Below are 23,683 nucleotides of genomic sequence, written 5' to 3' on the forward strand. Positions count from 1 at the left end.
TATTCATTAAATAAAGATTCTAAGTTTAAATCTCCTTGCAAATGATAAACAATCCTTGTATCTTCATCAATCGAAAACCATTAGAATAAATCCAGAATATGGCACTAAAAATACTTGTCACCGGCGATATACATATCGGAAAAAAATCATCAAGCACACCTGAAAACACTCCAATCAGCGCAACGAAAACAACTTGGTTGAAATTGGTTGATTACGCGATTCAAAATAAGATTGATGCCGTGGCCCTAACGGGAGATGTAGTAGATCAAAACAACAGGTATTTTGAAGCGATTGGTCCTTTGCAATCAGGATTTGAACGTTTGCTAAAAGCCAATATCGAAGTTTTTATGGTGTCTGGAAATCATGATTACAAGGTTTTATCTCAATTGGTAGACAATGAGAAATATCCTAACATTCATTTACTTGGAAAAGGTGGAACCTGGGAAATGAAAACTTTTGAGAAAGGCTCAGATAAACTGCAATTTGTTGGTTGGTCATTTCCATCAAACCATTTTCATGATAGTCCCTTACTTTCATTTAATCTTCCAGCTTTAAACAAAGCTATTCCATCTATCGGTTTATTGCACGGAGATGTTGATGTTCCCGACAGTCGATACGCTCCAATAAACTCCAATCAGTTTTTAAATCTCCCCGTAAATGCATGGATGCTTGGACATATTCACAAACCGCAAATCATTAATAACGCAGAACCTTTGGTGCTCTATCCTGGCTCTCCTCATGCTTTAAGTGCAAAAGAAACAGGAGCGCACGGACCAGTTTTGCTTACCATTCAATCTCCGACTTCTATTGAAAAAACGAATATTTCACTTTCTCCTGTTCGATATGAATCAGTTGATATTGACTTATCTGATTTGAATACGCAAGAATGGGTTAGAAATAAAGTAACGCAAACATTAATCGATTTTGCAGAAAATATGGTTGATGAATTGGAACATGTTGCATTTTTGATATTTGACATTCATTTAATCGGTCGAAACAGCAACATTGAACAAGCGATAAATTGGGTAAGACCAATCATCGATGATTTTTCAAATGAAGTGAGTACAACTGAAACATTATGTACGGTTCGAAAAGTAAAAAACTTTCTAAAATCAAAGGTAGACAACTTAGAAGAACTTGCTAAAGTAGCATCTCCAACAGGAGTTTTGGCACAAACTATTCTTGCATTAGAAAAAGGAGAAAGCACTGCTTTTGCTGACCAATTATTAGAAAAATGGGAGCAGAAACAAGAACAGATTCGTCAATTACCCGTTTATCAACCCATTCAACAAAGTGAACGCTTCGACATTGAAAACCATGAAAACAGAACTTCTTTTTTGATGAATGAATGCAACAAAATACTCACCGAATTAATCGAACAACAAAAATGAAAAAGTCACCTTACACTATACATTCACTTTCTATTAGAAAAGCACCAGGTTTTATACATGGACTTCAAAACATTGATGAACTTGCGCCAAATGTGAACATTATAGCGGGGCCAAATGCTTCTGGAAAAAGCACAACTGCAAGAGCGATTCAAGAATTGATTTGGAAAAATGAGATTGAAAACCTAAGCTTACACGGTACAGTTAAAATTGATGCATCCCAATGGGAAGTAGATATTGATGCCGGCCACATAAGAAGTGAAAGAAACGGAATTAATGAAGAAATCACAGGACTTCCTCCAAAAGAAGGACACCAGAAGTACCTGCTGGCTTTACATAATTTTGTGGAAGGAAATGAAAATGATCTTGCCAAAGAAATTGTAAAACAATCAATTGGAGGTTATGATTTAGAAGCTGCCAAAAACAAGTTAGAATATTCTGGTTCTATAAATAAAAGGAAGTCTAAAGAGTTTAAAAACCTGAGTGAAATTGAGAATAAATTCCGAGAAGTTCGAAATCAACATAAAGCCTTAAAAAGTGAGGAAGAAAAACTAGCTCAACTCAACAAGGATAAAGACAAAGCAATAGAAGCAGATAAATTAAGTCAGTTCTATTTAAAAGTAAAAACCTATTTAACTGCAAAAAGTGAATACACTCAATTAACGCGTGAACTCAACTCATTTCCAAAAGAATTAGAAAAAATCAATGGAGATGAACCTGAACAGATTCAGAATTTAAAAACAGATGTAAACGCTTGTCAGGCCAAGATTAATACAGCTCAAAAACAGATTAAAGCGAGTGAAAATCAATTAAAATCTTTGAAATTAAATCCTGAAGAAATAGACCAATCAAAGATTCAAGAGCTTGAAGAAAGAATTAAAGTTTTAGCCGAAAATCATCGTGAGGTTAATCAATTAAAAGTAGAAATTGAAAAAGCGAAAACTGTTGAAAAAAATTCGATTTCTGCCATTGATGAGAACATAAACCCGGATGATTGGCAAGGTGTAAACCTAGAGAACGTTAAGGGACTCGACACTTTATACCGTGAAGCGCAACAAGTCTTGGGAGAAAAATATTGGCTTGAAGCTGAAATAATAGATTTAGAGCAAGAGCTTAATCAGCAAAAAGATTTAAGTCACGATGAAAACACTTACAATTTAGGAATTAACGCCTTATCAGCTTGGTTAAAAGAGCCTGTTCAATTTGAACAAGCAGGAATTTCACTGAGTAAAGTAATGCTCATCGCGAGTTTTGCAGTATTGACATCAATTCTAGGTTTTTTTCTAGGTTGGATTGGTATTGCAGCTTCAGTTATTTTTGTTGGAATTGCTTATTTCATGGCTAAAAATACTTCATCCAATTCGGCTCCTCAGTCGAGCACTTTAAAGATTAGACGTGAAGATTTTTTAAAAACTGGTTTGACTCCTCCTGAAAGTTGGGAAACTGACAAAATCATTGAAAGACTCGAAGAATTATTTGTTGCATTGTCAAAATCGAAAGAAAATGAAGAACTTGAAAGACGATTAAACACTTGTAAAACCAAGCTAGATAAATTAGAAGATAAGATTAACAGCGTAAACACGGAACGTGAAAAGTGGCTCACAAAACTTCAAAGTGTACCTAGTTTTCCTACAATAGATCAAACTGATTTCAGTAGTTTGTATTTTTATCTTGTTCAGGTTCAGAAATGGCAAGAAGCTAATGTAAATCGTAAGTCTCTGGAATCAGCATTCGAGATAGCAAATAAAAATATCCAAGAAATTTTAGACATTATAAACACAATTTTTGTCAAGGCTAATTTTGAAAAAGCTTCAGATTTAATTTCTGCGGAATCTTTGGCACGCGAATTAAAAGAGGAAAGTCAAATTTTTAAAAATGAGAATGACGAAATAGACAGAAATAGAAGTATTGAAGAAGAACAGCAAAAGGCATTAGACACTTACAATCAGCGTTTGCAAACCATTTATGACAAAATTGGAATCCAAGAACATCAACAAAATGAGTTGGAAGAATTGATTCAACAAAAAGGAAATTACAATGCTACAAAGGACAAACATTTTGCTGCAAAACAAAATTTCAACAAGCTAGATCACGCGTTACAAGAGCATTCTCTTTTTAATGAATATAAGAACGAAATATCAACACTCGCCATAGATGAAGCAGCTGAAAAGCAGCAATTTTTCACCGAAGCGGCTAAAGAATTAGATGAAATAAAAGAAGAGATTACTCAAATTAAAACAAGAATTGAGGAAAAAAAGAAAGGCCATGAATTAGAAGATGTACTTATTCAAAAAGACGAAGCATTGGAAGTGCTTTATCAAGATTACGAAAATCATTTAACCAGTGTTACGGGAAGCTTAATTATTGAAGCTTTAAAAGAAGAAACGCAACACAAAAACAGACCTGAGGTTTTCAACAAAGCAAATAAGTTGTTCAATCAAATTACATTAGGAAGGTATGAATTGATATTAAACGAAGGTAACGACGTGCAGTTCCAGGCTTTCGACACCAATTTGAAACGCAGCTTTAGGTTGACAGAACTTTCTACAGGAACACGCGTTCAACTTTTACTTGCCGTTCGCTTAGCCTATATTGAAACTGTTGAATCTGTTGTGAGGCTGCCTATTTTAGCGGATGAATTATTGGCCAACAGTGATGATGAAAGAGCGCAAGCCATAATTGAAGCATTGATTGAAATCAGCCGAAAAGGTCGTCAAGTTTTTTATTTTACAGCACAAGAAGATGAAGTAAAAAAATGGCAAACTTATTTATCAAAAACGAATCTTGAAAGCAAAGTCATTCGATTAAACAGCGAAGGAAATGAAGTTATTTCATCTGATCAATTTAAAACTGAATTCAGCGGTTTTCAGTTAACACATAAAATCCCTTCGCCATCAGGTAAGACACATCAAGAATATAAAGATTTTATTGCTGTTCCATCATTTAATGTTTTGACCCAAAACCTTGGTAAAATGTCACTTTGGTACCTTGTAGAAGATTTAGATTTACTTCATTCAGCCTTAGAGAAAGGAATAAAAACATGGGGGCAATTAGAAAGTTATCACAAAAATAAAGGAAAGATTGAAAATTTAGATGAAGCTACTTTCACTCAACTTTCAAATCAAATCAATGTCTTAAAACGATTCCAAGAACTGTATAAAACAGGGCGCAGTCTTCCAATTGACAGAAGTATTTTACAAAATTCAGATGCTGTTAGTTCTTCTTTTATTGACAAAGTCAGCGAAAAACTCAATGATCTTAACGGAGATCCAAAAGCGCTTCTACAGGCATTAAATAATGGAGACGTTTCACGATTCAGAACAGATAACATCGAAGAATTAGAGAATTATTTGCTCACGCATCAATATATTGACAACAATGAAGTCCTCGATAATGAAGAGATCATGATTCGCTTACAGGCAGTGATTTCGAATAGTAATTTAAGCGTTGAAGATATTGAGCGTTTTTTAGAAAGGGTGGTAAGTTAGAAATAAAACTATTATTTGTAAACAATATTGATAAATATTATTTATATTTACATTTTATAAATACAAAGTATCATGGCAACATTCACAAGTTCACTTCCAGATCACCTGCTTCAGCTTCTTGAAAAAAAAGCTAAAGCACTTGGTATGCCTAAAAACAAACTCATTGAGAAAGCACTTACAATTTATTTGGATCAGCTGAATAAAAATGCTTATGCACAATCATTCAAACGTATGGCCAACGATAAAAACTTACTAACAATGGCCGAAGAAGGAATGGAGGATTATCTTTCTCAACTAGAAGCCGAAGATGAAAAAGATTAAACAACGTGACATTTGGCTCACTGATCTTGATCCAACAAAAGGTAGTGAACAGGCTGAGATTCGACCTGTAGTTATTATTAGTGGGGATTTAATGAACAAACATTTGAACGTCGTCATCACTTGTCCTTTAACAACTAAAATTAAAAACTACCAAGGAAATGTTGTTCTCTTACCCGATGATAAGAACCAACTTAAGCAAACATCAGAGATTTTAACTTTTCATTTGCGCTCAATGTCAAAAGACCGACTTCTTAAAAAAGTGGGAGTTATTTCCAATGAAGAGCTTCAGCAAATTAAGAACTGTTTGGATGATATTTTAAGGTATTAAATTAATGTGGTAGAATAATATTGCTTAATACTACTATTTAAAAACCATTGAAAAATATCAAAAGAGAAGACATCGGTTGATTAGACAAAAAATTTTTAAATTCGCATAAAAATAGAAAAATATGAAAGCATACGTATTTCCAGGTCAAGGAGCTCAATTTATAGGAATGGGAAAAGACCTTTATGAAACGTCACCGATAGCCAAAGATCTTTTTGAAAAAGCGAATGAGATTTTAGGGTTTAACATCACAGAAATTATGTTTAACGGGACAAATGAGGAGCTAAAAGAAACGAAAGTAACACAGCCTGCAATTTTTTTACATTCGGTAATTTTAGCTAAAGTCCTTGGAACTTCGTTTAAGCCAGATATGGTTGCGGGTCATTCCTTGGGTGAGTTTTCTGCATTGGTGGCCAATGGTGTTCTGTCTTTTGAAGATGGTTTAAAATTAGTTTACCAGCGTGCTTTAGCAATGCAAGAGGCATGTGATGCTGAACCTTCAACAATGGCTGCCATTTTAGGACTTGAAGATACGAAGGTTGAAGAAATTTGCGCAAATATTGACGAAGTTGTAGTAGCAGCTAATTACAATTGTCCAGGTCAGCTTGTTATTTCAGGATCTAAAAAAGGTATAGAAATAGCTTGTGAGAAAGCAAAAGAAGCAGGTGCAAAAAGGGCTTTACCCTTACCCGTTGGTGGAGCTTTTCATTCTCCTTTAATGGAACCTGCGCGTGAGAAGCTGGAGATGGCAATACAAGAAACTCCGTTTGCTAATGGTATTTGTCCTGTTTATCAGAATGTAACTGCAAGAGCTGTTTCTGATATTAATGAAATAAAAAACAATTTAATTGCACAGTTAACAGCTCCTGTAAAATGGACACAAACGATGCAGCAAATGATTGCTGATGGATGCGAAGAAGTAATCGAGGTAGGTCCTGGAAAGGTCTTACAAGGACTTTTCAAAAAAGTTGATCGTAAGTTCCCCACATCTAGCGCGGGAATTGAATAAAATACACATAGATCTATTGTAAGGTTGTTAAAATAATAACCTTACAATATTTTTAATATAGATCTGCATTTTTAAAAGTCATTTCATTAAGCTTTCTAAAGTATTTACTATCCAAATTTGCCTTTATCATTTCTAAATGTACTAATCTGTGACAATCTGTACCTAGATAATCAATTAAGTTAGCGTCTACAAGAAGCTCAGCTTGACGCTTTACTTTTTGTCCATAATACCCCGTTAATGAATTTAGATTCATCTGAATTTCAACGCCTTTAGATTTTAATTTTTCAGCTGGCTTAACTCCATCTGAAAGAAAGAACAAATACCTCTCATAATGTGCCAAAATAGGTTGATATCCTTTCGATTTCAATTCAAAAACAACTTCATCTACACCATTTGGTTTAGTTCTAAAGGAAAACTCAAACAATAAATGACGATTTCCAAAAGTCAGAAGTTCGTCCTTATCAATAAGAGATAAAAAATGTTCATCAAAATAATATTCAGCAGCAGCTTCTAGCGTGATTGGAATTTGTTGATTACGTATTTCATTTTGTACATCTGCTAATCCATCACGAATAATTTTTGGCGTATTTTTATAGAAATCAAACATAATGTGTGGCGTAGTAATCACCTTTTCATATCCTAAATCTACAAAACCCTTTAACATTTCTATAGTTGCCTGCATTGAAGGTGAACCATCGTCAATTCCTGGAATCAAATGGCTATGCATATCCACCTTTAGTTGATTGAGATCAAAAGGATGCTTCTTTCTACCTCTAAAAAGAGTGTTAAACATTTTTGTTTTTTATTTTTGATATTGCTTTTGGTAATATTCTTGATATTCTCCAGAAATAACGTCTTTTACCCATTCTTGATTAGATAGATACCAGTCAACTGTTTTGTCGAGACCTTCTTCAAAAGTAATAGAAGGTTTCCAGTCTAGTTCCCTTTCTAATTTTGAAGCATCAATTGCGTATCGTCGGTCATGTCCAGCTCTATCTTTTATAAAAGTAATCTGTTTGGCGGTAGTTCCTTCTTTTCTTTCTAATTTTTGATCAATAATACTAGCTAAACGCTTTACTAAATCAATATTAGTCCACTCATTTAACCCACCAATGTTATATGTCTCTCCAACTCTACCTTCGTGAAAAATCAAATCAATGGCAGCCGCATGATCTTCCACCCATAACCAATCACGAATGTTTAATCCATCACCATAAATAGGTAAATCTTTTCCTTCAACTGCATTATGAATCATTAAAGGAATTAACTTTTCGGGAAATTGGTGGCTTCCGTAATTGTTTGAACAATTAGATATTTTAATGTTTATGTTATAAGTATGGTAGTAAGCTCTTACAAAATGATCTGCACTAGCTTTTGAGGCAGAATATGGACTTCTGGGATCATAAGGAGTCGTTTCTTCAAACAAACCCTCTTTTCCTAAACTACCATATACCTCATCAGTTGAAATGTGATAAAAAACATGCTTTGAGAAGTCTGACCAATGATTTCTACAGCTATTCAATAAGTTTACTGTTCCAACAACATTTGACAAAACAAATTCCATGGGACCTGATATAGAGCGATCAACATGCGACTCTGCTGCAAGGTGAATAACATCTGTAATATCATGGGTAGAAAACACCTTGTTTAAATCCGCTGGATTACAAATATCTCCTTTTACAAACGTATAATTGGATTTACTTTCAATATCGGCAAGTGTTTTTAAATTCCCTGCGTAAGTCAATTTGTCAAAATTCACAAAATGATAGTCAGGATAACGGTTCACCATTCGTCTTACGACATGTGATCCAATAAATCCAGCGCCTCCAGTAATCAAGATATTCTTTTCCATTATAAACTCCAGTATTCTAATTCCAAAATTTTGTTTTTAAACACACCTTTAATATCCACAAAAACACCGTTTCCATCTTTTAAATAAGCTTTAAAGTCCTTTTCTTCAAGGTTAAGGTACTCCTGATGATTAACCGCAACAATCACAGCATCATAATCTTCAGCTGTAGATTTTGCTAATTCAACACCGTATTCCTTTTTCATTTCTTCAGAGGAAGCGTGTGGATCAATTACATCAACAGCAACAGAGAAAGATTTCAATTCATTGATTAAGTCAATAACTTTTGAATTTCTAATATCACTCACATTTTCTTTAAATGTCGCCCCCATGATCAGTACCTTAGACTCATTCATATTTTTGCCTTGTCCAATCATGCGTTTTACAGTTTGTTTACCAATGTAAAAGCCCATTGAGTCATTTACAGAACGACCACTATTGATTATCTCAGCATGATACCCCAATTGTTTGGCTTTATAGGTTAAATAGTAAGGATCAACTCCAATACAATGTCCACCTACAAGTCCTGGTTTAAAATTAAGAAAATTCCATTTTGTTCCAGCAGCCTCCAACACTTCATAAGTATTGATATCTAGCTTATTAAATATTTTTGAGAGCTCATTAATTAATGAAATATTTACATCTCTTTGCGTATTCTCAATAATTTTTGCCGCCTCTGCAACTTTAATAGAAGAAGCACGATGAACACCAGCACCAACTACCTCTTCATAAACCTTAGCAATTTGATCCAATGAAGTCTCTGTGTCTCCAGAAACAACTTTTACTACATTTTGTAATGTATGAACTTTATCACCTGGATTGATCCGTTCTGGTGAATAGCCTACGTGAAAATCTTTACCCGCCTTAAGCCCTGATTCTTTTTCTAATACAGGTATACAATCCTCTTCTGTACATCCTGGATATACTGTAGATTCAAAAACCACATAATCTCCAGACTTTAGGACTTTTCCTACTGTTTTGGAAGCCGCTAAAAGTGGAGTTAAATCTGGACGGTTTGATTCGTCTATCGGTGTTGGAACAGCCACAACAAAAAATTTGGCTGCCTTTAAATCTTGCAAATTCGAAGTAAACTTAATTGTTTTACCTTCAAAATCTGATGATTCCAATTCATTACTCGGGTCTACATTATTATTCATCATCTCAACACGTGATTGATTGATATCAAACCCAATAACATCCATCTTTCGTGCAAACTCTAAGGCTATAGGTAATCCAACATATCCTAAGCCAATTACGGCTAATTTTTCTTTCTTTTCAATTAGGTTACTGTGCATTGTATTGTTCATCTCTTATTTTATAAATTCGTTCAATTATTTCAACTACTTTTAATCCTTCAAGGGCATTAGTTGTAGCTGTGTTTTTTCCTTTCAAAGTATCAACAACATTTTGAATAACAAAATGATGGTTCGCTGCAGATCCTTTATAACTCCCATAATCATTTCCTGGATTCGTTGGAGCTAGATCAGGCATTTCATAGTTTTCAATCTCGCAAATCTCCACTTCATTCATGTATTGCCCTCCTATTTTAACAGAACCTTTCTCTCCAATAATCGTCATCGAGGATTCTAAATTTCGATTAGCAATGGCTGTTGAGTAATTTAAACTTCCCATTCCACCTTGAACAAAATCAAAATTTACAAACCCTGAATCTTCAAAGTCTGTTGTATCTTTATGATTGAAATCTGCAAATTTCCCTTGGATATTTTTAATATCACCAAACAACCAATACATGATATCAATAAAGTGAGAAAACTGTGTAAACAATGTTCCTCCGTCTAAACCTTTTGTTCCTTTCCAATTTCCATCCTTGTAATAGCGGTCATCACGGTTCCAATAGCAATTAATTTGAACCATATAAATCTCTCCTAAAATTTGATCTTCAACAACGCTTTTGATCCATGTTGAAGGCGGAGAATATCTATTTTGCATCACACAAAAGACATGTTTTGACATTTGCAAAGATTTAAAGATAACACGTTCGCAATTATCTTTTGAGAGTCCCATCGGTTTTTCGCATACCACATGTTTATTTTCCGATAAAATTTGAATGCTTTGTTCAGCATGTAAACCATTTGGGGTACATATACTTGCAATATCAAATTCAATATTAGACGCTAAGAGATCTGCAATCGAATTAAAAAAAGGGACTTCAAAATGTTCAATTGATAATTTTTCTTGCGGTAAAATATCAATTAACGCGACCAATTCCGCCTCTTGATTCTCTTGAATCATAGTTGCGTGCCTTTTTCCAATGTGTCCAGCTCCAATTATTACAAACTTTATTTTGTTCTCCATAAACTTATCGCTTAGTCACTTTTCCATCTTTTATCATATACACCTCTTTACTCTCTGGACAAATAGCTTCACTTTTTTCGTTAAAATGAAGTCGATGCCCATACTCACTCATCCAACCTATTTGTTGGGCTGGATTCCCTACAACCAAGGCATAAGGCTTAACTGTTTTGGTGATTACCGCTCCTGCACCGATAAACGCGTATTCTCCAATATCATGACCGCAAACAATTGTTGCATTCGCACCGATAGAAGCTCCTTTTTTTACCAGGGTTTTGCTATATTGATCCCTTCTAACAATGGCACTTCTCGGATTTATAACATTTGTAAAAACCATTGATGGGCCTAAAAAAACATCATCTTCACATTCAACCCCCGTATAAATAGAAACATTATTTTGAACCTTCACATTGTTGCCTAAAACTACCTCAGGTGAAATTACCACATTTTGTCCTACATTGCAATTTTCTCCTAATCGGCAATTAGGCATTAAATGGGAAAAGTGCCAGATTTTGGTTCCTTTTCCAATGGTACAACCTTCATCTATTACAGCTGTTTGGTGTGCAAAAAAGTCCTCGTTCTTACTCATATTACTTTATATATGCGTCAAACTTATTATGTTCTTTCAAAAATAGCTCGTCTTTCGACAACCCTTTGAAATATTTATAAGTTAATTTAAGTCCATCTGATCGTTTTACTTTAGGCGACCAATCCAAAATGCTTTTTGCTCTAGAAATATCAGGTTGCCTTTGCTTTGGATCATTCACTGGTAAATCCTTGTATATTACTTTCTGCGTTGTTCCCGTAAGTTTTATAATTTCTTCTGCAAAATCACGAATTGATATCTCGTCTGGATTTCCAATATTTACAGGTTCAACATAATCCGAAAATAACAACCGTACGATTCCGTCTATCAAATCATCTACATAACAAAAAGATCGAGTTTGGCTGCCATCTCCAAAAATAGTTAGATCTTCACCACGTAAAGACTGACCAATAAAAGCAGGTAAAACACGTCCGTCATTCAATCGCATTCGCGGTCCATAAGTATTAAAAATGCGAACAATCCTTGTCTCTAAACCGTGGTAAGTATGGTAAGCCATAGTCATTGCCTCCTGGAACCTTTTTGCTTCGTCATAAACACCTCTAGGCCCTATCGGATTAACATTCCCCCAATAATCTTCTGTTTGAGGATGCACCTCAGGATCTCCATAGACCTCCGATGTAGAAGCAATCAGCACACGAGCTTTCTTAACACGTGCTAATCCTAAACAATTATGGATTCCTAAAGAACCCACCTTTAATGTTTGGATAGGGATTTTCAAATAATCAATCGGACTTGCAGGCGAAGCAAAATGTAAAATATAATCTAGTTTTCCAGGAACATGTATAAATTGAGAAACATCTTGGTGATAAAATTCAAAATGTTCATTCGGAAACAAATGTTCAATATTAGACAATCTTCCTGTAATCAAATTGTCCATTCCAATTACATGAAATCCATCTTTTACAAAACGATCACATAAATGTGAACCTAAAAATCCAGCCGCACCTGTTATTAAAACTCTTTTTCTTGACATCTTTAAAGATTTATATGGAGTTATCAATTAAACTGTTAGTCACATTATATCTCCATTTTAAAACAAACAGTTTCATTATTGCTCAATAAACTCAATTACAGCATCGCATATATATTGCAACTGATCTTTTTCTAATTCTGTATGCATTGGTAATGAAAAAACACGACTCGTTAACCAATCTGTATTTTCTAATTTTCCGCTTGAAGTTTCAATTGTAGCAAACATTTTTTGGGCATGAGCTGGCACGGGGTAGTAAATCATAGCCGGAATATCCTTTTTTCCTAAAAAGGCAACTAATTCATCTCGATTTACATCATCTGTCAACTGTAAAGTATATTGGTGAAAAACATGTTTCGTGTTTTGCGCTCTATAAGGAATTGTTAAGGCGTCGATATTTTTAAACCTTGAATCATAATAATCTGCTGCTTCTCGTCGAGCATCGATATATTCATCCAATAAATTCAATTTAATTCTAAGCACTGCAGCTTGAATAGAATCTAATCGTGAGTTACAGCCAACCATATCATGATAATAACGCTTACTCTGTCCGTGATTAGCAACCATGGCCAATTTTTCGGCTAATTGCTCGTCTTGTGTACACAATGCACCTCCGTCACCATAACATCCTAGGTTTTTAGAAGGAAAAAAGCTCGTACACCCAACATGTCCGATGGTTCCTGTTTTCTTTTTTGTTCCATCAGAAAAGGTATAATCGGATCCTATCGCTTGTGCATTATCTTCAATCACTTTCAGGTCATACTTTTCAGCAATTGCCATTATCGCCTCCATATCACAAGATTGACCATATAAATGAACGGGCACAATCGCTTTAGTCTTTGAAGTTATTGCAGCCTCTATTGCTTTTGGAGAGATGTTAAAAGTATCTTTTTCACAATCTACAAAAACAGGCTTTAATCCCAGCAGACCAATCACTTCCGTGGTTGCAATATAAGTATACGAAGGCGTAATCACTTCATCACCTGGCTTTAACCCTAAAGCCATCATTGCAATTTGTAAAGCATCTGTTCCATTGGCACATGGTACAACATGTGCTGCCCCTAAGTAATCACCCAGTTCAGTTTTAAATGACTCCACATCAGGTCCATTAATGAACTGTGCTTTATCTAAAATTGTATTAATTGCTGATTGTACTTGTGGTTTTATTTTTTCATATTGACTTACTAAGTCAACCATTTGAATCTTTTTCATAAAATGTATTTTCACCTTTAAATTCGGTCAGACAAAAATAACAAAAAGAAAAGATATTTAGATGGATACATTCAAAAAAGACAAGGGGTTAAGATTTTAATTGATTAAAAGAAGAGCTTAAATTAAACGTACACTTGAGTCCAACTAATTTGTTTTACAAAAACCATTACACCATCGCAATAAATAACTACTCTTCTAAAAAGCGAAAAACCAAATCACCGATAAAAATTATTTAGCTAAAAAAACAGAAAATCGAATAGCCTTCTGAAGATCAAAATAAAAATATAGGCGTAAAAACCATTAATTTACAGGAAAAAAGAAGTAGAAAAAATAATTCTTGATTAGTGTATGTGTTTTTATTAAATTTGCATTTCAACAAAATTTATAAGCATGTTCGAGAATTTAACAGATAAGTTTGAAAAAGCGTTTAAAGTCCTCAAAGGACAAGGACAAATTTCTGAGGTCAATGTTGCAGAAACACTCAAAGAGGTTCGCCGAGCGTTATTGGATGCGGATGTTAATTTCAAGACAGCTAAAAATTTCACAAAAACAGTAAAAGAAAAAGCGTTAGGTCGCGATGTTTTAACAGCTGTTTCTCCTGGTCAATTAATGACAAAAATTTGCCATGAACAATTGGTAGAGTTAATGGGTGGAAATGAAACAGAGGTTAATTACCAAGGAAACCCTGCTGTTATATTAATGTCGGGACTACAAGGCTCTGGAAAAACTACATTTTCTGGAAAATTAGCTAATTTTTTAAAATCAAAAAAAGGTAAAAACCCATTGCTCGTTGCTTGTGATGTTTACCGTCCAGCTGCGATTGATCAGCTGCATGTTTTAGGTGAACAAATTGGTGTTGAAGTATATTCGAATAAAGAAGAAAAAAATCCTGTTAAAATTGCTGAAGCTGCGGTACAACATGCCAAAAGTAACAGTCATAATGTTGTAATCATCGATACCGCTGGTCGTTTAGCTATAGATCAAGAGATGATGAACGAAATAGCATCTGTAAAAGAAGCTATTCAGCCAACCGAAACACTTTTTGTGGTTGACGCCATGACAGGACAAGATGCAGTGAACACCGCTAAAGCATTTAACGAGAAGATTAATTTTGATGGAGTTATTCTTACAAAACTTGACGGTGACACAAGAGGTGGTGCGGCCATTTCTATTAAAGCAGTTGTAGACAAGCCCATTAAGTTTGTTGGAACAGGTGAAAAAATGGATGCCATTGACATTTTCTATCCGAAGAGAATGGCTGACCGTATCCTAGGGATGGGTGATGTTGTTTCTTTAGTTGAAAGAGCTCAAGAGCAATATGATGAAAAGGAAGCACAGAAACTTCAAAAGAAAATTAAGAAAAATCAATTTGATTTCAATGATTTCTTAAGTCAATTGCACCAAGTTAAAAAAATGGGTAACGTTAAAGATCTTATGGGGATGATTCCTGGAATGGGTAAAGCCATGAAAGGCGTTGAAATTGAAGATGATGCTTTTAAACACATTGAAGCCATCATTTATTCTATGAGTCCGTATGAACGTGAAAACCCAAAAGCAATTGATGTAAGTAGAAAGAAAAGAATTGCAAAAGGAAGTGGGCAAAGTTTACAAGAGGTTAATAAACTATTGAAACAATTCAACGACACCAAGAAAATGATGAAAATGATGAGCAATAAGAAAAATATGGCCAGCATGATGAAACAAATGAAAGGTGGCGGTATCCCAGGAATGTAAGCTTCTAACCCGTTTTACCAACTGCTTTTCAATGTTGTATCAATCCTACTGAATTAAGTTCAACAAGGTAGTTCAACGCATCTAACCATTTGGGATATGGTTATTTAATTAACTATCTCATGATTGACAACGAATCGGTGGTTGGACTGATATCGTGTAAGTCCTTTCAATAAAATCAATGCGATCATGCATCAAAGATAATTGTTGGAGAAAAGTAAATATATTTGTTAATCTGTTTGTACCCTAGACAAATTAACTTAAACATGTTATTTTAAGGGTTTATTTTTCAACTTGCTGTGATGTAGAGTGTTTGCTAAAATGTCACCACGGCAAAGCCGGGTTTGTGTAACTTTTCTATTTATTTGTTTTTATAAACATGCCATCCCTTCGGGATTAATTATAAGAAAACGGTTTGATAAACAATATCGTTATAAAACATTAATCACTTATCTCTCCTCAGCCACTGAGATTCAGATCGTTTACGGAAACATCATCACATCAAAGCCAGGCTTTTGCAAATTCACTACTCGTATTTTTTACTGATCTCGTGTAAGTCCTTTCAATAAAATCAATGCGATCATTATAATTTTATAGCAAAGACAACATCGCTTTGCGCGTTGTGTTTTTCATTTTCTTATTGAATATTCGGGTTTCACTGAGAAAATCAACCTTCGTTATAAAGTTTCATTAATTTTTCAGCACCTTCAAAGGGTGATATCTGTCCAGCGACAACTCTTTGTTCAATGCGCTTAATTGCATCTTTCAAACGACTATTTTCATAAAAATCAGTTATTAACCCGTCAGCAATTGTTTCGTGCAACCAATACCTGTCTTGCTCCTTTCTTTTATGCGCAAAAAAACCATTTGTTTTTGTATGATTTTCATAGCTTTTGACAATATCGAAAGCTTTTTCAATGTTATAGGACTCCAGAGCAGAAGCAACTAAGGTTTTAGCTATCCACTCACTTTTACTTGGAGGAAAAAGGTGCATTGCATTTTCATATTCTTTTTTTGCTCTTCTTGCTTTAAGCAAGTTATCTCCATCTGCTTTGGTAATAATTAGCGCATCGGCCATTTCCATTATCCCTCTTTTAATACCTTGCAACTCATCTCCAGCACCAGCCAACATCAACAACATGAAAAAATCAACCATGGAATGAACCATCGTTTCAGACTGCCCTACTCCAACGGTTTCAATCAGTATAAAATCAAAACCTGCTGCCTCACATAAAACAATAGACTCTCGTGTTTTTCTAGCAACTCCACCTAAGGACTTCCCTGCAGCAGAAGGCCGAATAAAGGCATTCTCTAGAACAGAAAGCTTATTCATCCTTGTTTTATCCCCTAAAATGCTACCACCGCTTTTTTCTGAAGATGGATCGACAGCTAAAACAGCAATCTTATATCCATTTTTCACGACAACCTGACCGAACGATTCTATAAAAGTACTCTTACCAACTCCTGGCACACCAGTTATCCCGACTCTTATTGAATGACCGGCATAATTAAGACAGCTGGTTACCAATTGCTGTGCGATTTTTTGATCCTCCAACCGATTACTCTCTAATAAAGTAATTCCACTGCTCAACGCTTGAAGACTCCCATTGCGAATACCCGTTAATAAATCATCATGATTTAGTGACTGCTTTCGCTTCTCTCGTTGCGCTTTCCATTTTTTTAATCGGTCTTCATTCATTGATGTAGTTTTTATTTAAACCGCCACATTATGCGTTCTCAAAGCATCATTTAAAGAAGTCTTTAAATCTGTACTCGCTTTTCTTTTTCCAATAATTAAAGCACACGGAACCTGGAAATCACCTGCTGCAAAACTCTTGGTATATGAACCTGGAATGACAACACTTCTCTCAGGCACTTCACCTTTAATCTCCTGAGGCTCTTCACCAGTTACATCAATAATTTTTGTGGATTTCGTCAATACTACATTTGCACCGAGGACAGCTTCCTTCCTAACCCTTACTCCCTCAACAACAATACATCGAGAACCAATAAAAGCTCCATCTTCAATAATAACGGGAGCAGCTTGCAACGGCTCAAGCACACCTCCAATACCAACACCTCCGCTCAAATGAACATTTTTACCAATTTGAGCGCAAGAACCTACAGTAGCCCAAGTATCAACCATCGTTCCTTCATCCACATAAGCTCCAATATTTACGTAAGAAGGCATCATAATAACACCTTTTGAAATATACGCTCCATAACGTGCTACTGCATGAGGGACAACACGAACTCCGAGTTCCTTGTAATTCTTTTTTAAAGCCATTTTATCATGAAACTCAAAAGGTCCCACTTCAATTGTTTCCATTTCTCGAATAGGAAAATACATGACTACTGCTTTCTTAATCCATTCATTAACCTCCCAACCTCCATCAATTGGAGTTGCCACACGGTACTCACCTTTATCTAAACCTTCAACAACAGTATTTATAGCATTTAAGGTTTCTTCATTTTTCAATAGAGAACGATCCTCCCATGCTTTTTCAATGATATCTTTCATTTAATTTTCGTTTTTAACAAATATAACAGAGTTCTATCAATGAACGAAAGAATAAACACGAACTTTAGATAAACCAGCGCCCACTCCCCCGTTAATCGGTCGAAAATGAGACAAAAACTGTTAAAATCGGGCTTTTATTAATAAAAATATTTTAAAAAACCAACTTTTATCAAATTTAAACGTTATATTAAGTGAGATAGTGAAAAATGTAGGTTATTAAACTTACAACATCACCCAAAAAAGAATAAAAATATGAGACAATTAAAAATTAGTAAGCAAGTTACCAATCGCGAAACAGCGTCGTTGGATAAATACCTAGTTGAGATTGGTCGGGTTGACTTAATTACTGCGCAAGAGGAAGTAGAATTAGCCCAAAGAATCAAAGCTGGTGACCAACGTGCTTTAGATCGTTTGACACGCGCTAACCTCAGGTTTGTTGTTTCTGTTGCCAAACAATATCAAAATCAAGGTTTAACACTTCCTGACTTAATCAATGAAGGAAATCTTGGTTTAATAAAAGCTGCCAAGAGATTTGACGAAACAAGAGGTTTTAAATTTATTTCTTATGCAGTTTGGTGGATTAGACAATCCATTCTTCAAGCGCTAGCAGAGCAAGCAAGAGTGGTAAGATTACCACTTAATAAAATTGGTTCAATTGGAAAGGTGAATCGTGCTTTTTCGGAATTAGAGCAAAAGTATGAGCGACCACCAAGCAATCAAGAGCTATCAGAATATCTCGACATACCTGTGAAAGACATCAAACAAGCACTTTCATCTAATGGTAGACATATTTCGATGGATGCGCCATTAACAGAAGGCGACAGTTCAAGTTCAAATATGTACGATTTATTGGACAATGACAGTTTAGATACACCGGAAACAAGTCTACTACACCAATCTCTTCAAAAAGAAATTAATCGTTCTTTAAAAACCTTAACCACGAGAGAGGCTGATGTAGTGAAACTATATTATGGATTAGATGGAAATAGGCAAATGAGCCTAGATGAAATTGGTTATCGTTTCGATTTAACCAGAGAACGCGTGCGTCAAATTAAGGAAAAGGCGGTTAGAAGATTAAGACATACTTCAAGAAGTAAGTTGTTAAAATCGTATTTAGGTTAATTCCTAAACCTAAAAACTTTAACCCAACCTTAGACCCAAAAAAGAGAGAAGGAAATTGACATTTACATCATTCCCTTTTCTCTTTTTTATTTTATCAATAAATAACTTTCTCTTTGTATATTTGAGGAAAAGATTTTAAATTCTCTTATTTTTGTATTTATGAGTGATTACATTGTTTCGGCAAGAAAATACAGACCACAAACCTTTGATACTTTAGTGGGTCAAGGCAATATTGCAACTACCTTAAAAAATGCAATAAAAAATGATCAATTGGCCCAGGCCTTTTTATTTTGTGGTTCAAGAGGGGTCGGAAAAACCTCAACTGCAAGAATTTTAGCCAAAACAATTAACTGTTCCAACCGAACAGAAAACATTGAAGCTTGTGGCGAATGTGATTCGTGTCTGTCATTTGATGAAGGACAGTCTTTAAATGTTTACGAACTCGATGCGGCATCGAACAACAGCGTAGACGACATAAGAAACTTGATAGATCAAGTACGAATAGCACCACAACTTGGAGATTTTAAAGTATATATTATTGACGAGGTTCACATGCTTTCAACAGCAGCCTTCAATGCATTTCTTAAAACATTAGAAGAGCCTCCAAAACATGCAATTTTTATTTTAGCAACAACTGAGAAGCACAAAATCATTCCCACAATACTTTCTCGCTGTCAGATTTTTGATTTTAACCGAATACAAGTTGCTGATATCGCAGAGCATTTAAAGAAAATTGCTGTTAACGAAGGTATAGATGCAGAAAGTGAAGGTTTACATCTTATTGCACAAAAAGCAGATGGTGCTTTAAGAGATGCCCTCTCAATTTTTGATCAAATAGTAAGTTTTGCTGGAAAAACAATAACCTATCAATCGGTTTTAGCAAACTTAAACGTACTTGATTACGATTATTTCTTTAGACTTGTTGATTATGCACTTGAAGAAGACATTACCAACAGTTTATTATTATATCATGAAATAGTCAACCATGGTTTTGATGGACATCAATTTTTAATAGGTTTATCAGAACACTACAGGGGATTATTGGTTGCGAAAGACCCTAAAACATTGGATCTTCTTGAAGTAGGAGAAAGTATAAAAAAACGATACAAAGAGCAAGCAGCAACAATTGAGGCAAGGCATATTATGCGTGCGCTAGGCGTGATTAGCACAGCTGATACAAATTATAAATCCGCTAAAAACCAAAGGTTACTTGTGGAATTAGTACTCATGCAGTTGTGTTCATTAAAAAATGAGCTTGAAAAAAAAAGCCTTAACTGATCCAGTACACATAATCCCATTTAAAGGTCAGAAAAAATCTAAGTCTGAAAGAGATAATAAAAAAAGTGTCACTCCTCAAAAAAAGACAAAGCCAGCAAGTATTACCTTAAACAAAGAGGCAAAAAAACTAGATGCTCCAACACGAAAACTGAATCAATCCTATTTAGGAATTAACGATCTTATCTCTGAAGCTTCAAAGAAAAAAGAGAAAGTTCAGCAAAAAGAAGAAAAGGGAAGCCGAGCTACAGATCCGTTTTCTATTGATGAATTAAGAATGAGTTGGAGAAAATTCGCTTTTAAAGCAAAAGAAGAAGGGATTGGTACACTTTACACTGCAATGATTGCACATGACCCAGTTTTAACAGAGAATTTTACTGTAAACCATACCGTTGACAACGATGTTCAATTAGGGTTTATAAAATCCCATGAAACGAATTTAGTAAGTTATTTAAGAAAGGAATTAAACAATTACGCAATTCAATTAACCATAAAAGAAGAAGCATCGGAAAGTGGAAAATTATATTCAAGTAAAGCAAAATTTGAAGATATGGCCGAACGCAATCCCCATTTAAAAACGCTACGTCAAAAATTCAAACTAGACATTGATATTTAAATAGTTAATTCATTTCGTAGGCATCAAACTAAAGATAAAAAAATGCATTTTTTACATTCCGAAATCTTTTTTGTAAATAAATCAGCTTTAGAATGGTTTAATTCATAAATTATATGTAATATTGCACCCCAATTTCGGAGAAGATAAAATAAAAGTCATGGATTTAATAAAAGAAGTTCAAAACGAATTTTCAACAGCAGTAGAAGCCCCAAATTTTGGAGCTGGAGATACCGTTGCTGTTTCATATAAAATTAAGGAAGGCGACAAAGAGCGTATCCAGCAATTTACTGGAGTTGTTCTTCAACGTCGTGGTACAGGTTCAACAGAAACATTTACTGTTCGTAAGGTATCTGGAGGAATAGGTGTAGAAAGAATTTTCCCTCTTCACACACCATTTATCGAAGAGATAAAAGTATTGAAACAAGGTGCAGTAAGAAGAGCACGTATTTTCTACTTCCGTGAAAGAACTGGTAAGTCTGCTCGTATTAGAGAGAAAAGAAGATTCTAAAACAGTCTTAACCATTAAAATATTCGAAGGACTTTCTAAAATTAGGAAGTCCTTTTTTTCATGAATCGTATTTGATTCTTGTTTCAACAAATAGTTAGTCAACCTCAAAACAATCCCCTTGTTTGTAAAGGTATACACTCAACCTAATCTGGTTAACAGCATTTAAAGCTTGGATTCTTTTGATTTTATATTTTATTTGTAGTTTTTTTGACCTAGAATAAACATGAAAAAATCGACACACCTGATTCTTCACCTCATAGTACTATCATTTTTTGGATACCTACTTTGGAGTTCTGTTGTTCTAAAATTTAAAAACGATTTCAACTTTGTTATACCTAGCAACTACGCCAGTTTTGGAATCGATGTCTCACATCATCAAGGAAAAATAGATTGGGAAGCTCTATTACAAGAGGATATTCAACCTCAAATACAATTCATTTACGCTAAAGCAACTGAAGGAAGAGACCACCTAGATTCACAATGGGAGTACAATCGTCAAAAACTAATAAAGCTCAAAGCCAAACATGGCGCTTATCATTTCTTCAGACCAAAAACAGATTCTCGGGAACAAGCAATATTTTTCTTAAAACATTACAATCCACTCCCTACGGATCTTGCACCAGTATTAGATGTTGAACTTGAAGGAAGCTCTGATGAGCAATTAATTAAAGACGTATATACGTTTCTCAAAACCGTTGAACAAGAAACAGGAAAACGCCCCATTATCTACACTTCATATCATTTCTATCAAACAAAATTTAAAAATGAATTTCAGGATTACAAATTTTGGATTGCAGCCTATTCCCTACCATTTATCCTACCAAAAGACAAACGCATTTTATACTGGCAATTTACAGATCAAGCTCAATTACCTCATCATGAAGGGATAAAAATAGATTTAAATGTTGGGCGTGTCCAATTTAATTAACAATCGCTTTTAGCAAAGTTTCACTTTTATCTTCAGTTTCTTGCAATTCACTTACAATGTCAGAAGACTGCGTAATACCACCACCCAAATACAGTGCAAACGCATCTGAGACAACCTGCATACATCGTAAATTCACATAAACAGAAAGCGATTCTTTACCACGCCATCCAATGAGCCCCGTATAAAACATCCGATCATGTGGCTCATTTTCTAAAATATACTTTTGTGCTGCCTCTTGCGGCGTACCGCAAACAGCGGGTGTCGGATGCAAACTTCGCATTAATGTATTCCATTTTATCGGGGCTATCGAAAACTCAAACCGAGTTTCTAAATGATATACCGCTCCTTTTTTAACGGTTTCAGTTGGTAAAACTTGCAAGCGCAATGGAGCTTGTGAAGCGATCTTAGTTTTAACGAAATCTACTACATACTGATGCTCTTCTTCTTCTTTTTTGGTCCATTCATCCTCTTTTTCACGCTTTGTTCCAGCCAAAGCAACAGATTTCATCAATTCTTGATTTCCAGAAAGTAAAATTTCTGGCGTTGCTCCCATCCAAGTCCCGAATTTCTCATCACTTACCAAGTACACCAAAGCTTCATGCTTATACCGGTCTGTTAAACTATGGAAAATTCCATCAATATTATCCTCCTTATGCTTTTCAACCAGTTTAATGCGTGAAAAAATTGCTTTTTGAATTCCTTCGTGTTCAAAACCATCAATAAAATACTGCAACCCATTCAGATAAGCTTTTGGATGCACAACGAAAATTGAATCCGAAGAATTAAAGTATAATGATTGATTAACGATTTTTTCAATTACTTGCTCCGCAACAAAATAAAAGACTTCAGATTTTGTGAAATTGGAAATAAAAAAATGATCTAATGGTAAATCCTCAATTGATGACTTTACCCATCTCCCACTCATCTTTTTAATGTCTCCATCTGGAAACTGATATGCCAATACTGCCATTTTGTAATTTATTTACGAGGTACGACCATAACTGTTAAACGTCCAGTGCATATCAATTCTTCAGTTTCATTATCCGTTAAATCAACCTGCCAAACATGAGTTCTCCGACCAGCATGAACAATTTTCCCGATAGCTTTTACCATACCATTATGCATTCCTCCTACATGATTTGCATTAATTTCGATTCCTACAGGAACTTCTTTTTCAAGATCGAGCAACAAAGTAGACCCCATTGATCCAACACTTTCAATCAGGGCAGCACTCGCGCCACCATGTAATAATTTCATGGGTTGATGAGTTTTTGAATTAACAGGCATCGTAGCAACTACATAGTCTTCACCAATCTCTATACATTTAATATCAAGGACTTCCATCAATGTATCTTTATTAAAAGAATTGATGAAATCTAAATCAACTTGCTTTAACATATTCTATAAATTAAAAGTTTTTAAATACCAATTGCTCATAAAACAATTATAAAATGTATTTGTGCACCCTAAAAGTAATTACATTCGCATAAAACTAAGTCA

The 23,683-nt window shown here is 34.8% G+C and carries 22 protein-coding genes; 11 read left to right on the top strand and 11 right to left on the bottom strand.

Annotated elements, in window-relative coordinates; all coding sequences use genetic code 11:
* Nucleotides 1–98 precede the first annotated feature (98 nt).
* The 5 genes from CW751_RS05650 (at nt 99) to fabD (ending at nt 6,531) form a co-directional block, all read left to right on the top strand.
* On the top strand, nt 99–1,391 hold the full coding sequence (locus tag CW751_RS05650) for a metallophosphoesterase family protein (RefSeq protein WP_101334030.1): 1,293 nt from the start codon (nt 99–101) through the stop codon (nt 1,389–1,391).
* Nucleotides 1,388–4,876, top strand: a complete 3,489-nt coding sequence (locus CW751_RS05655) for an ATP-binding protein (RefSeq protein WP_133122137.1) — start codon at nt 1,388–1,390, stop codon at nt 4,874–4,876. The genes CW751_RS05650 and CW751_RS05655 overlap by 4 nt, the downstream gene beginning before the upstream one ends.
* Nucleotides 4,877–4,948: 72 nt before the next feature.
* Complete coding sequence (locus tag CW751_RS05660; RefSeq protein ID WP_101334032.1) at nt 4,949–5,197, top strand: CopG family transcriptional regulator; 249 nt, start codon at nt 4,949–4,951, stop codon at nt 5,195–5,197.
* Entirely contained in the window at nt 5,184–5,525 is a 342-nt protein-coding gene (locus CW751_RS05665; protein ID WP_240612537.1) for a type II toxin-antitoxin system PemK/MazF family toxin, read from the top strand. The genes CW751_RS05660 and CW751_RS05665 overlap by 14 nt, the downstream gene beginning before the upstream one ends.
* A gap of 121 nt (nt 5,526–5,646) precedes the next feature.
* A complete protein-coding gene (gene fabD / locus CW751_RS05670; protein WP_101334033.1) occupies nt 5,647–6,531 on the top strand; it encodes an ACP S-malonyltransferase in 885 nt (294 codons plus the stop codon).
* A gap of 52 nt (nt 6,532–6,583) precedes the next feature.
* Here the strand turns inward: fabD and CW751_RS05675 are convergent, their stop codons facing one another.
* The 7 genes from CW751_RS05675 to CW751_RS05705 all read right to left on the bottom strand — a co-directional run bounded on the left by CW751_RS05675 (nt 6,584) and on the right by CW751_RS05705 (nt 13,482).
* Nucleotides 6,584–7,324 carry a tyrosine-protein phosphatase gene (locus CW751_RS05675; RefSeq protein WP_133122138.1) on the bottom strand — a complete coding sequence of 247 codons (741 nt, stop codon included), beginning with the start codon at nt 7,322–7,324 and terminating at the stop codon, nt 6,584–6,586.
* A 9-nt stretch (nt 7,325–7,333) separates the two neighbouring features.
* Nucleotides 7,334–8,383, bottom strand: a complete 1,050-nt coding sequence (gene rfbB / locus CW751_RS05680; RefSeq protein ID WP_101334035.1) for a dTDP-glucose 4,6-dehydratase — start codon at nt 8,381–8,383, stop codon at nt 7,334–7,336.
* Nucleotides 8,383–9,687 carry a nucleotide sugar dehydrogenase gene (locus tag CW751_RS05685; protein ID WP_205677793.1) on the bottom strand — a complete coding sequence of 435 codons (1,305 nt, stop codon included), beginning with the start codon at nt 9,685–9,687 and terminating at the stop codon, nt 8,383–8,385. The genes rfbB and CW751_RS05685 overlap by 1 nt, the downstream gene beginning before the upstream one ends.
* On the bottom strand, nt 9,665–10,696 hold the full coding sequence (locus CW751_RS05690; protein ID WP_101334036.1) for a Gfo/Idh/MocA family protein: 1,032 nt from the start codon (nt 10,694–10,696) through the stop codon (nt 9,665–9,667). The genes CW751_RS05685 and CW751_RS05690 overlap by 23 nt, the downstream gene beginning before the upstream one ends.
* Nucleotides 10,697–10,700: 4 nt before the next feature.
* A complete protein-coding gene (locus tag CW751_RS05695; protein ID WP_101334037.1) occupies nt 10,701–11,282 on the bottom strand; it encodes an acyltransferase in 582 nt (193 codons plus the stop codon).
* 1 nt (nt 11,283) lies between these two features.
* The gene (locus CW751_RS05700) at nt 11,284–12,273 is read right to left on the bottom strand and encodes a UDP-glucuronic acid decarboxylase family protein (protein WP_101334038.1); all 990 of its coding nucleotides are present in this window, start codon (nt 12,271–12,273) and stop codon (nt 11,284–11,286) included.
* Nucleotides 12,274–12,348: 75 nt separating this feature from the next.
* Nucleotides 12,349–13,482 carry a DegT/DnrJ/EryC1/StrS family aminotransferase gene (locus tag CW751_RS05705; RefSeq protein ID WP_101334039.1) on the bottom strand — a complete coding sequence of 378 codons (1,134 nt, stop codon included), beginning with the start codon at nt 13,480–13,482 and terminating at the stop codon, nt 12,349–12,351.
* 390 nt (nt 13,483–13,872) lie between these two features.
* Here CW751_RS05705 and ffh point away from each other — a divergent pair, with 390 nt between their 5' ends.
* On the top strand, nt 13,873–15,216 hold the full coding sequence (gene ffh, locus CW751_RS05710) for a signal recognition particle protein (RefSeq protein WP_101334040.1): 1,344 nt from the start codon (nt 13,873–13,875) through the stop codon (nt 15,214–15,216).
* Nucleotides 15,217–15,880: 664 nt separating this feature from the next.
* Here the strand turns inward: ffh and meaB are convergent.
* Nucleotides 15,881–16,912 carry a methylmalonyl Co-A mutase-associated GTPase MeaB gene (gene meaB / locus CW751_RS05715; RefSeq protein ID WP_101334041.1) on the bottom strand — a complete coding sequence of 344 codons (1,032 nt, stop codon included), beginning with the start codon at nt 16,910–16,912 and terminating at the stop codon, nt 15,881–15,883.
* Between the two features lie 15 nt (nt 16,913–16,927).
* A complete protein-coding gene (locus CW751_RS05720) occupies nt 16,928–17,734 on the bottom strand; it encodes a 2,3,4,5-tetrahydropyridine-2,6-dicarboxylate N-succinyltransferase (RefSeq protein WP_101334042.1) in 807 nt (268 codons plus the stop codon).
* Between the two features lie 252 nt (nt 17,735–17,986).
* Between CW751_RS05720 and CW751_RS05725 the strand changes: the two genes are divergently transcribed.
* The 5 genes from CW751_RS05725 (at nt 17,987) to CW751_RS05745 (ending at nt 22,183) form a co-directional block, all read left to right on the top strand.
* Nucleotides 17,987–18,856, top strand: coding sequence for a sigma-70 family RNA polymerase sigma factor (locus CW751_RS05725; protein WP_101334043.1), 870 nt, complete (start codon nt 17,987–17,989; stop codon nt 18,854–18,856).
* Nucleotides 18,857–19,015: 159 nt separating this feature from the next.
* Complete coding sequence (gene dnaX, locus CW751_RS05730) at nt 19,016–20,134, top strand: DNA polymerase III subunit gamma/tau (RefSeq protein ID WP_101334044.1); 1,119 nt, start codon at nt 19,016–19,018, stop codon at nt 20,132–20,134.
* Nucleotides 20,106–20,747 carry a hypothetical protein gene (locus tag CW751_RS05735; protein ID WP_101334045.1) on the top strand — a complete coding sequence of 214 codons (642 nt, stop codon included), beginning with the start codon at nt 20,106–20,108 and terminating at the stop codon, nt 20,745–20,747. Before dnaX ends, CW751_RS05735 begins: the two co-directional genes overlap by 29 nt.
* A 157-nt stretch (nt 20,748–20,904) precedes the next feature.
* Nucleotides 20,905–21,255 carry a 50S ribosomal protein L19 gene (gene rplS, locus CW751_RS05740; RefSeq protein ID WP_101334046.1) on the top strand — a complete coding sequence of 117 codons (351 nt, stop codon included), beginning with the start codon at nt 20,905–20,907 and terminating at the stop codon, nt 21,253–21,255.
* 223 nt (nt 21,256–21,478) lie between these two features.
* Nucleotides 21,479–22,183 (top strand): glycoside hydrolase family 25 protein, encoded by a 705-nt coding sequence (locus tag CW751_RS05745; RefSeq protein WP_101334047.1) that lies wholly within the window; start codon nt 21,479–21,481, stop codon nt 22,181–22,183.
* Here CW751_RS05745 and CW751_RS05750 read toward each other — a convergent pair.
* A complete protein-coding gene (locus CW751_RS05750; protein WP_101334048.1) occupies nt 22,176–23,153 on the bottom strand; it encodes a chorismate-binding protein in 978 nt (325 codons plus the stop codon). The two genes, CW751_RS05745 and CW751_RS05750, sit on opposite strands and share 8 nt — an antisense overlap.
* Before the next feature lie 8 nt (nt 23,154–23,161).
* Entirely contained in the window at nt 23,162–23,581 is a 420-nt protein-coding gene (locus CW751_RS05755; protein ID WP_101334049.1) for a PaaI family thioesterase, read from the bottom strand.
* Between the last annotated feature and the right edge of the window lie 102 nt (nt 23,582–23,683).

The sequence above is a fragment of the Brumimicrobium salinarum genome (assembly GCF_002844555.1).
GTDB classification, from domain to species: domain Bacteria; phylum Bacteroidota; class Bacteroidia; order Flavobacteriales_D; family Crocinitomicaceae; genus Brumimicrobium; species Brumimicrobium salinarum.

Excerpts from the sequence above, each read along its gene's own strand:
- CW751_RS05750 (WP_101334048.1), bottom strand. The coding sequence starts at position 23,153 with ATGGCAGTATTGGCATATCAGTTTCCAGATGGAGACATTAAAAAGATG.
- rfbB (WP_101334035.1), bottom strand. The coding sequence starts at position 8,383 with ATGGAAAAGAATATCTTGATTACTGGAGGCGCTGGATTTATTGGATCA.
- CW751_RS05665 (WP_240612537.1), top strand. The coding sequence starts at position 5,184 with ATGAAAAAGATTAAACAACGTGACATTTGGCTCACTGATCTTGATCCA.
- CW751_RS05655 (WP_133122137.1), top strand. The coding sequence starts at position 1,388 with ATGAAAAAGTCACCTTACACTATACATTCACTTTCTATTAGAAAAGCA.
- meaB (WP_101334041.1), bottom strand. The coding sequence starts at position 16,912 with ATGAATGAAGACCGATTAAAAAAATGGAAAGCGCAACGAGAGAAGCGA.
- CW751_RS05685 (WP_205677793.1), bottom strand. The coding sequence starts at position 9,687 with ATGAACAATACAATGCACAGTAACCTAATTGAAAAGAAAGAAAAATTA.
- CW751_RS05675 (WP_133122138.1), bottom strand. The coding sequence starts at position 7,324 with ATGTTTAACACTCTTTTTAGAGGTAGAAAGAAGCATCCTTTTGATCTC.
- CW751_RS05720 (WP_101334042.1), bottom strand. The coding sequence starts at position 17,734 with ATGAAAGATATCATTGAAAAAGCATGGGAGGATCGTTCTCTATTGAAA.
- CW751_RS05725 (WP_101334043.1), top strand. The coding sequence starts at position 17,987 with ATGAGACAATTAAAAATTAGTAAGCAAGTTACCAATCGCGAAACAGCG.
- fabD (WP_101334033.1), top strand. The coding sequence starts at position 5,647 with ATGAAAGCATACGTATTTCCAGGTCAAGGAGCTCAATTTATAGGAATG.
- CW751_RS05650 (WP_101334030.1), top strand. The coding sequence starts at position 99 with ATGGCACTAAAAATACTTGTCACCGGCGATATACATATCGGAAAAAAA.
- CW751_RS05690 (WP_101334036.1), bottom strand. The coding sequence starts at position 10,696 with ATGGAGAACAAAATAAAGTTTGTAATAATTGGAGCTGGACACATTGGA.
- CW751_RS05660 (WP_101334032.1), top strand. The coding sequence starts at position 4,949 with ATGGCAACATTCACAAGTTCACTTCCAGATCACCTGCTTCAGCTTCTT.
- CW751_RS05755 (WP_101334049.1), bottom strand. The coding sequence starts at position 23,581 with ATGTTAAAGCAAGTTGATTTAGATTTCATCAATTCTTTTAATAAAGAT.
- ffh (WP_101334040.1), top strand. The coding sequence starts at position 13,873 with ATGTTCGAGAATTTAACAGATAAGTTTGAAAAAGCGTTTAAAGTCCTC.
- CW751_RS05700 (WP_101334038.1), bottom strand. The coding sequence starts at position 12,273 with ATGTCAAGAAAAAGAGTTTTAATAACAGGTGCGGCTGGATTTTTAGGT.
- dnaX (WP_101334044.1), top strand. The coding sequence starts at position 19,016 with ATGAGTGATTACATTGTTTCGGCAAGAAAATACAGACCACAAACCTTT.
- CW751_RS05695 (WP_101334037.1), bottom strand. The coding sequence starts at position 11,282 with ATGAGTAAGAACGAGGACTTTTTTGCACACCAAACAGCTGTAATAGAT.
- CW751_RS05745 (WP_101334047.1), top strand. The coding sequence starts at position 21,479 with ATGAAAAAATCGACACACCTGATTCTTCACCTCATAGTACTATCATTT.
- rplS (WP_101334046.1), top strand. The coding sequence starts at position 20,905 with ATGGATTTAATAAAAGAAGTTCAAAACGAATTTTCAACAGCAGTAGAA.
- CW751_RS05705 (WP_101334039.1), bottom strand. The coding sequence starts at position 13,482 with ATGAAAAAGATTCAAATGGTTGACTTAGTAAGTCAATATGAAAAAATA.
- CW751_RS05735 (WP_101334045.1), top strand. The coding sequence starts at position 20,106 with ATGAGCTTGAAAAAAAAAGCCTTAACTGATCCAGTACACATAATCCCA.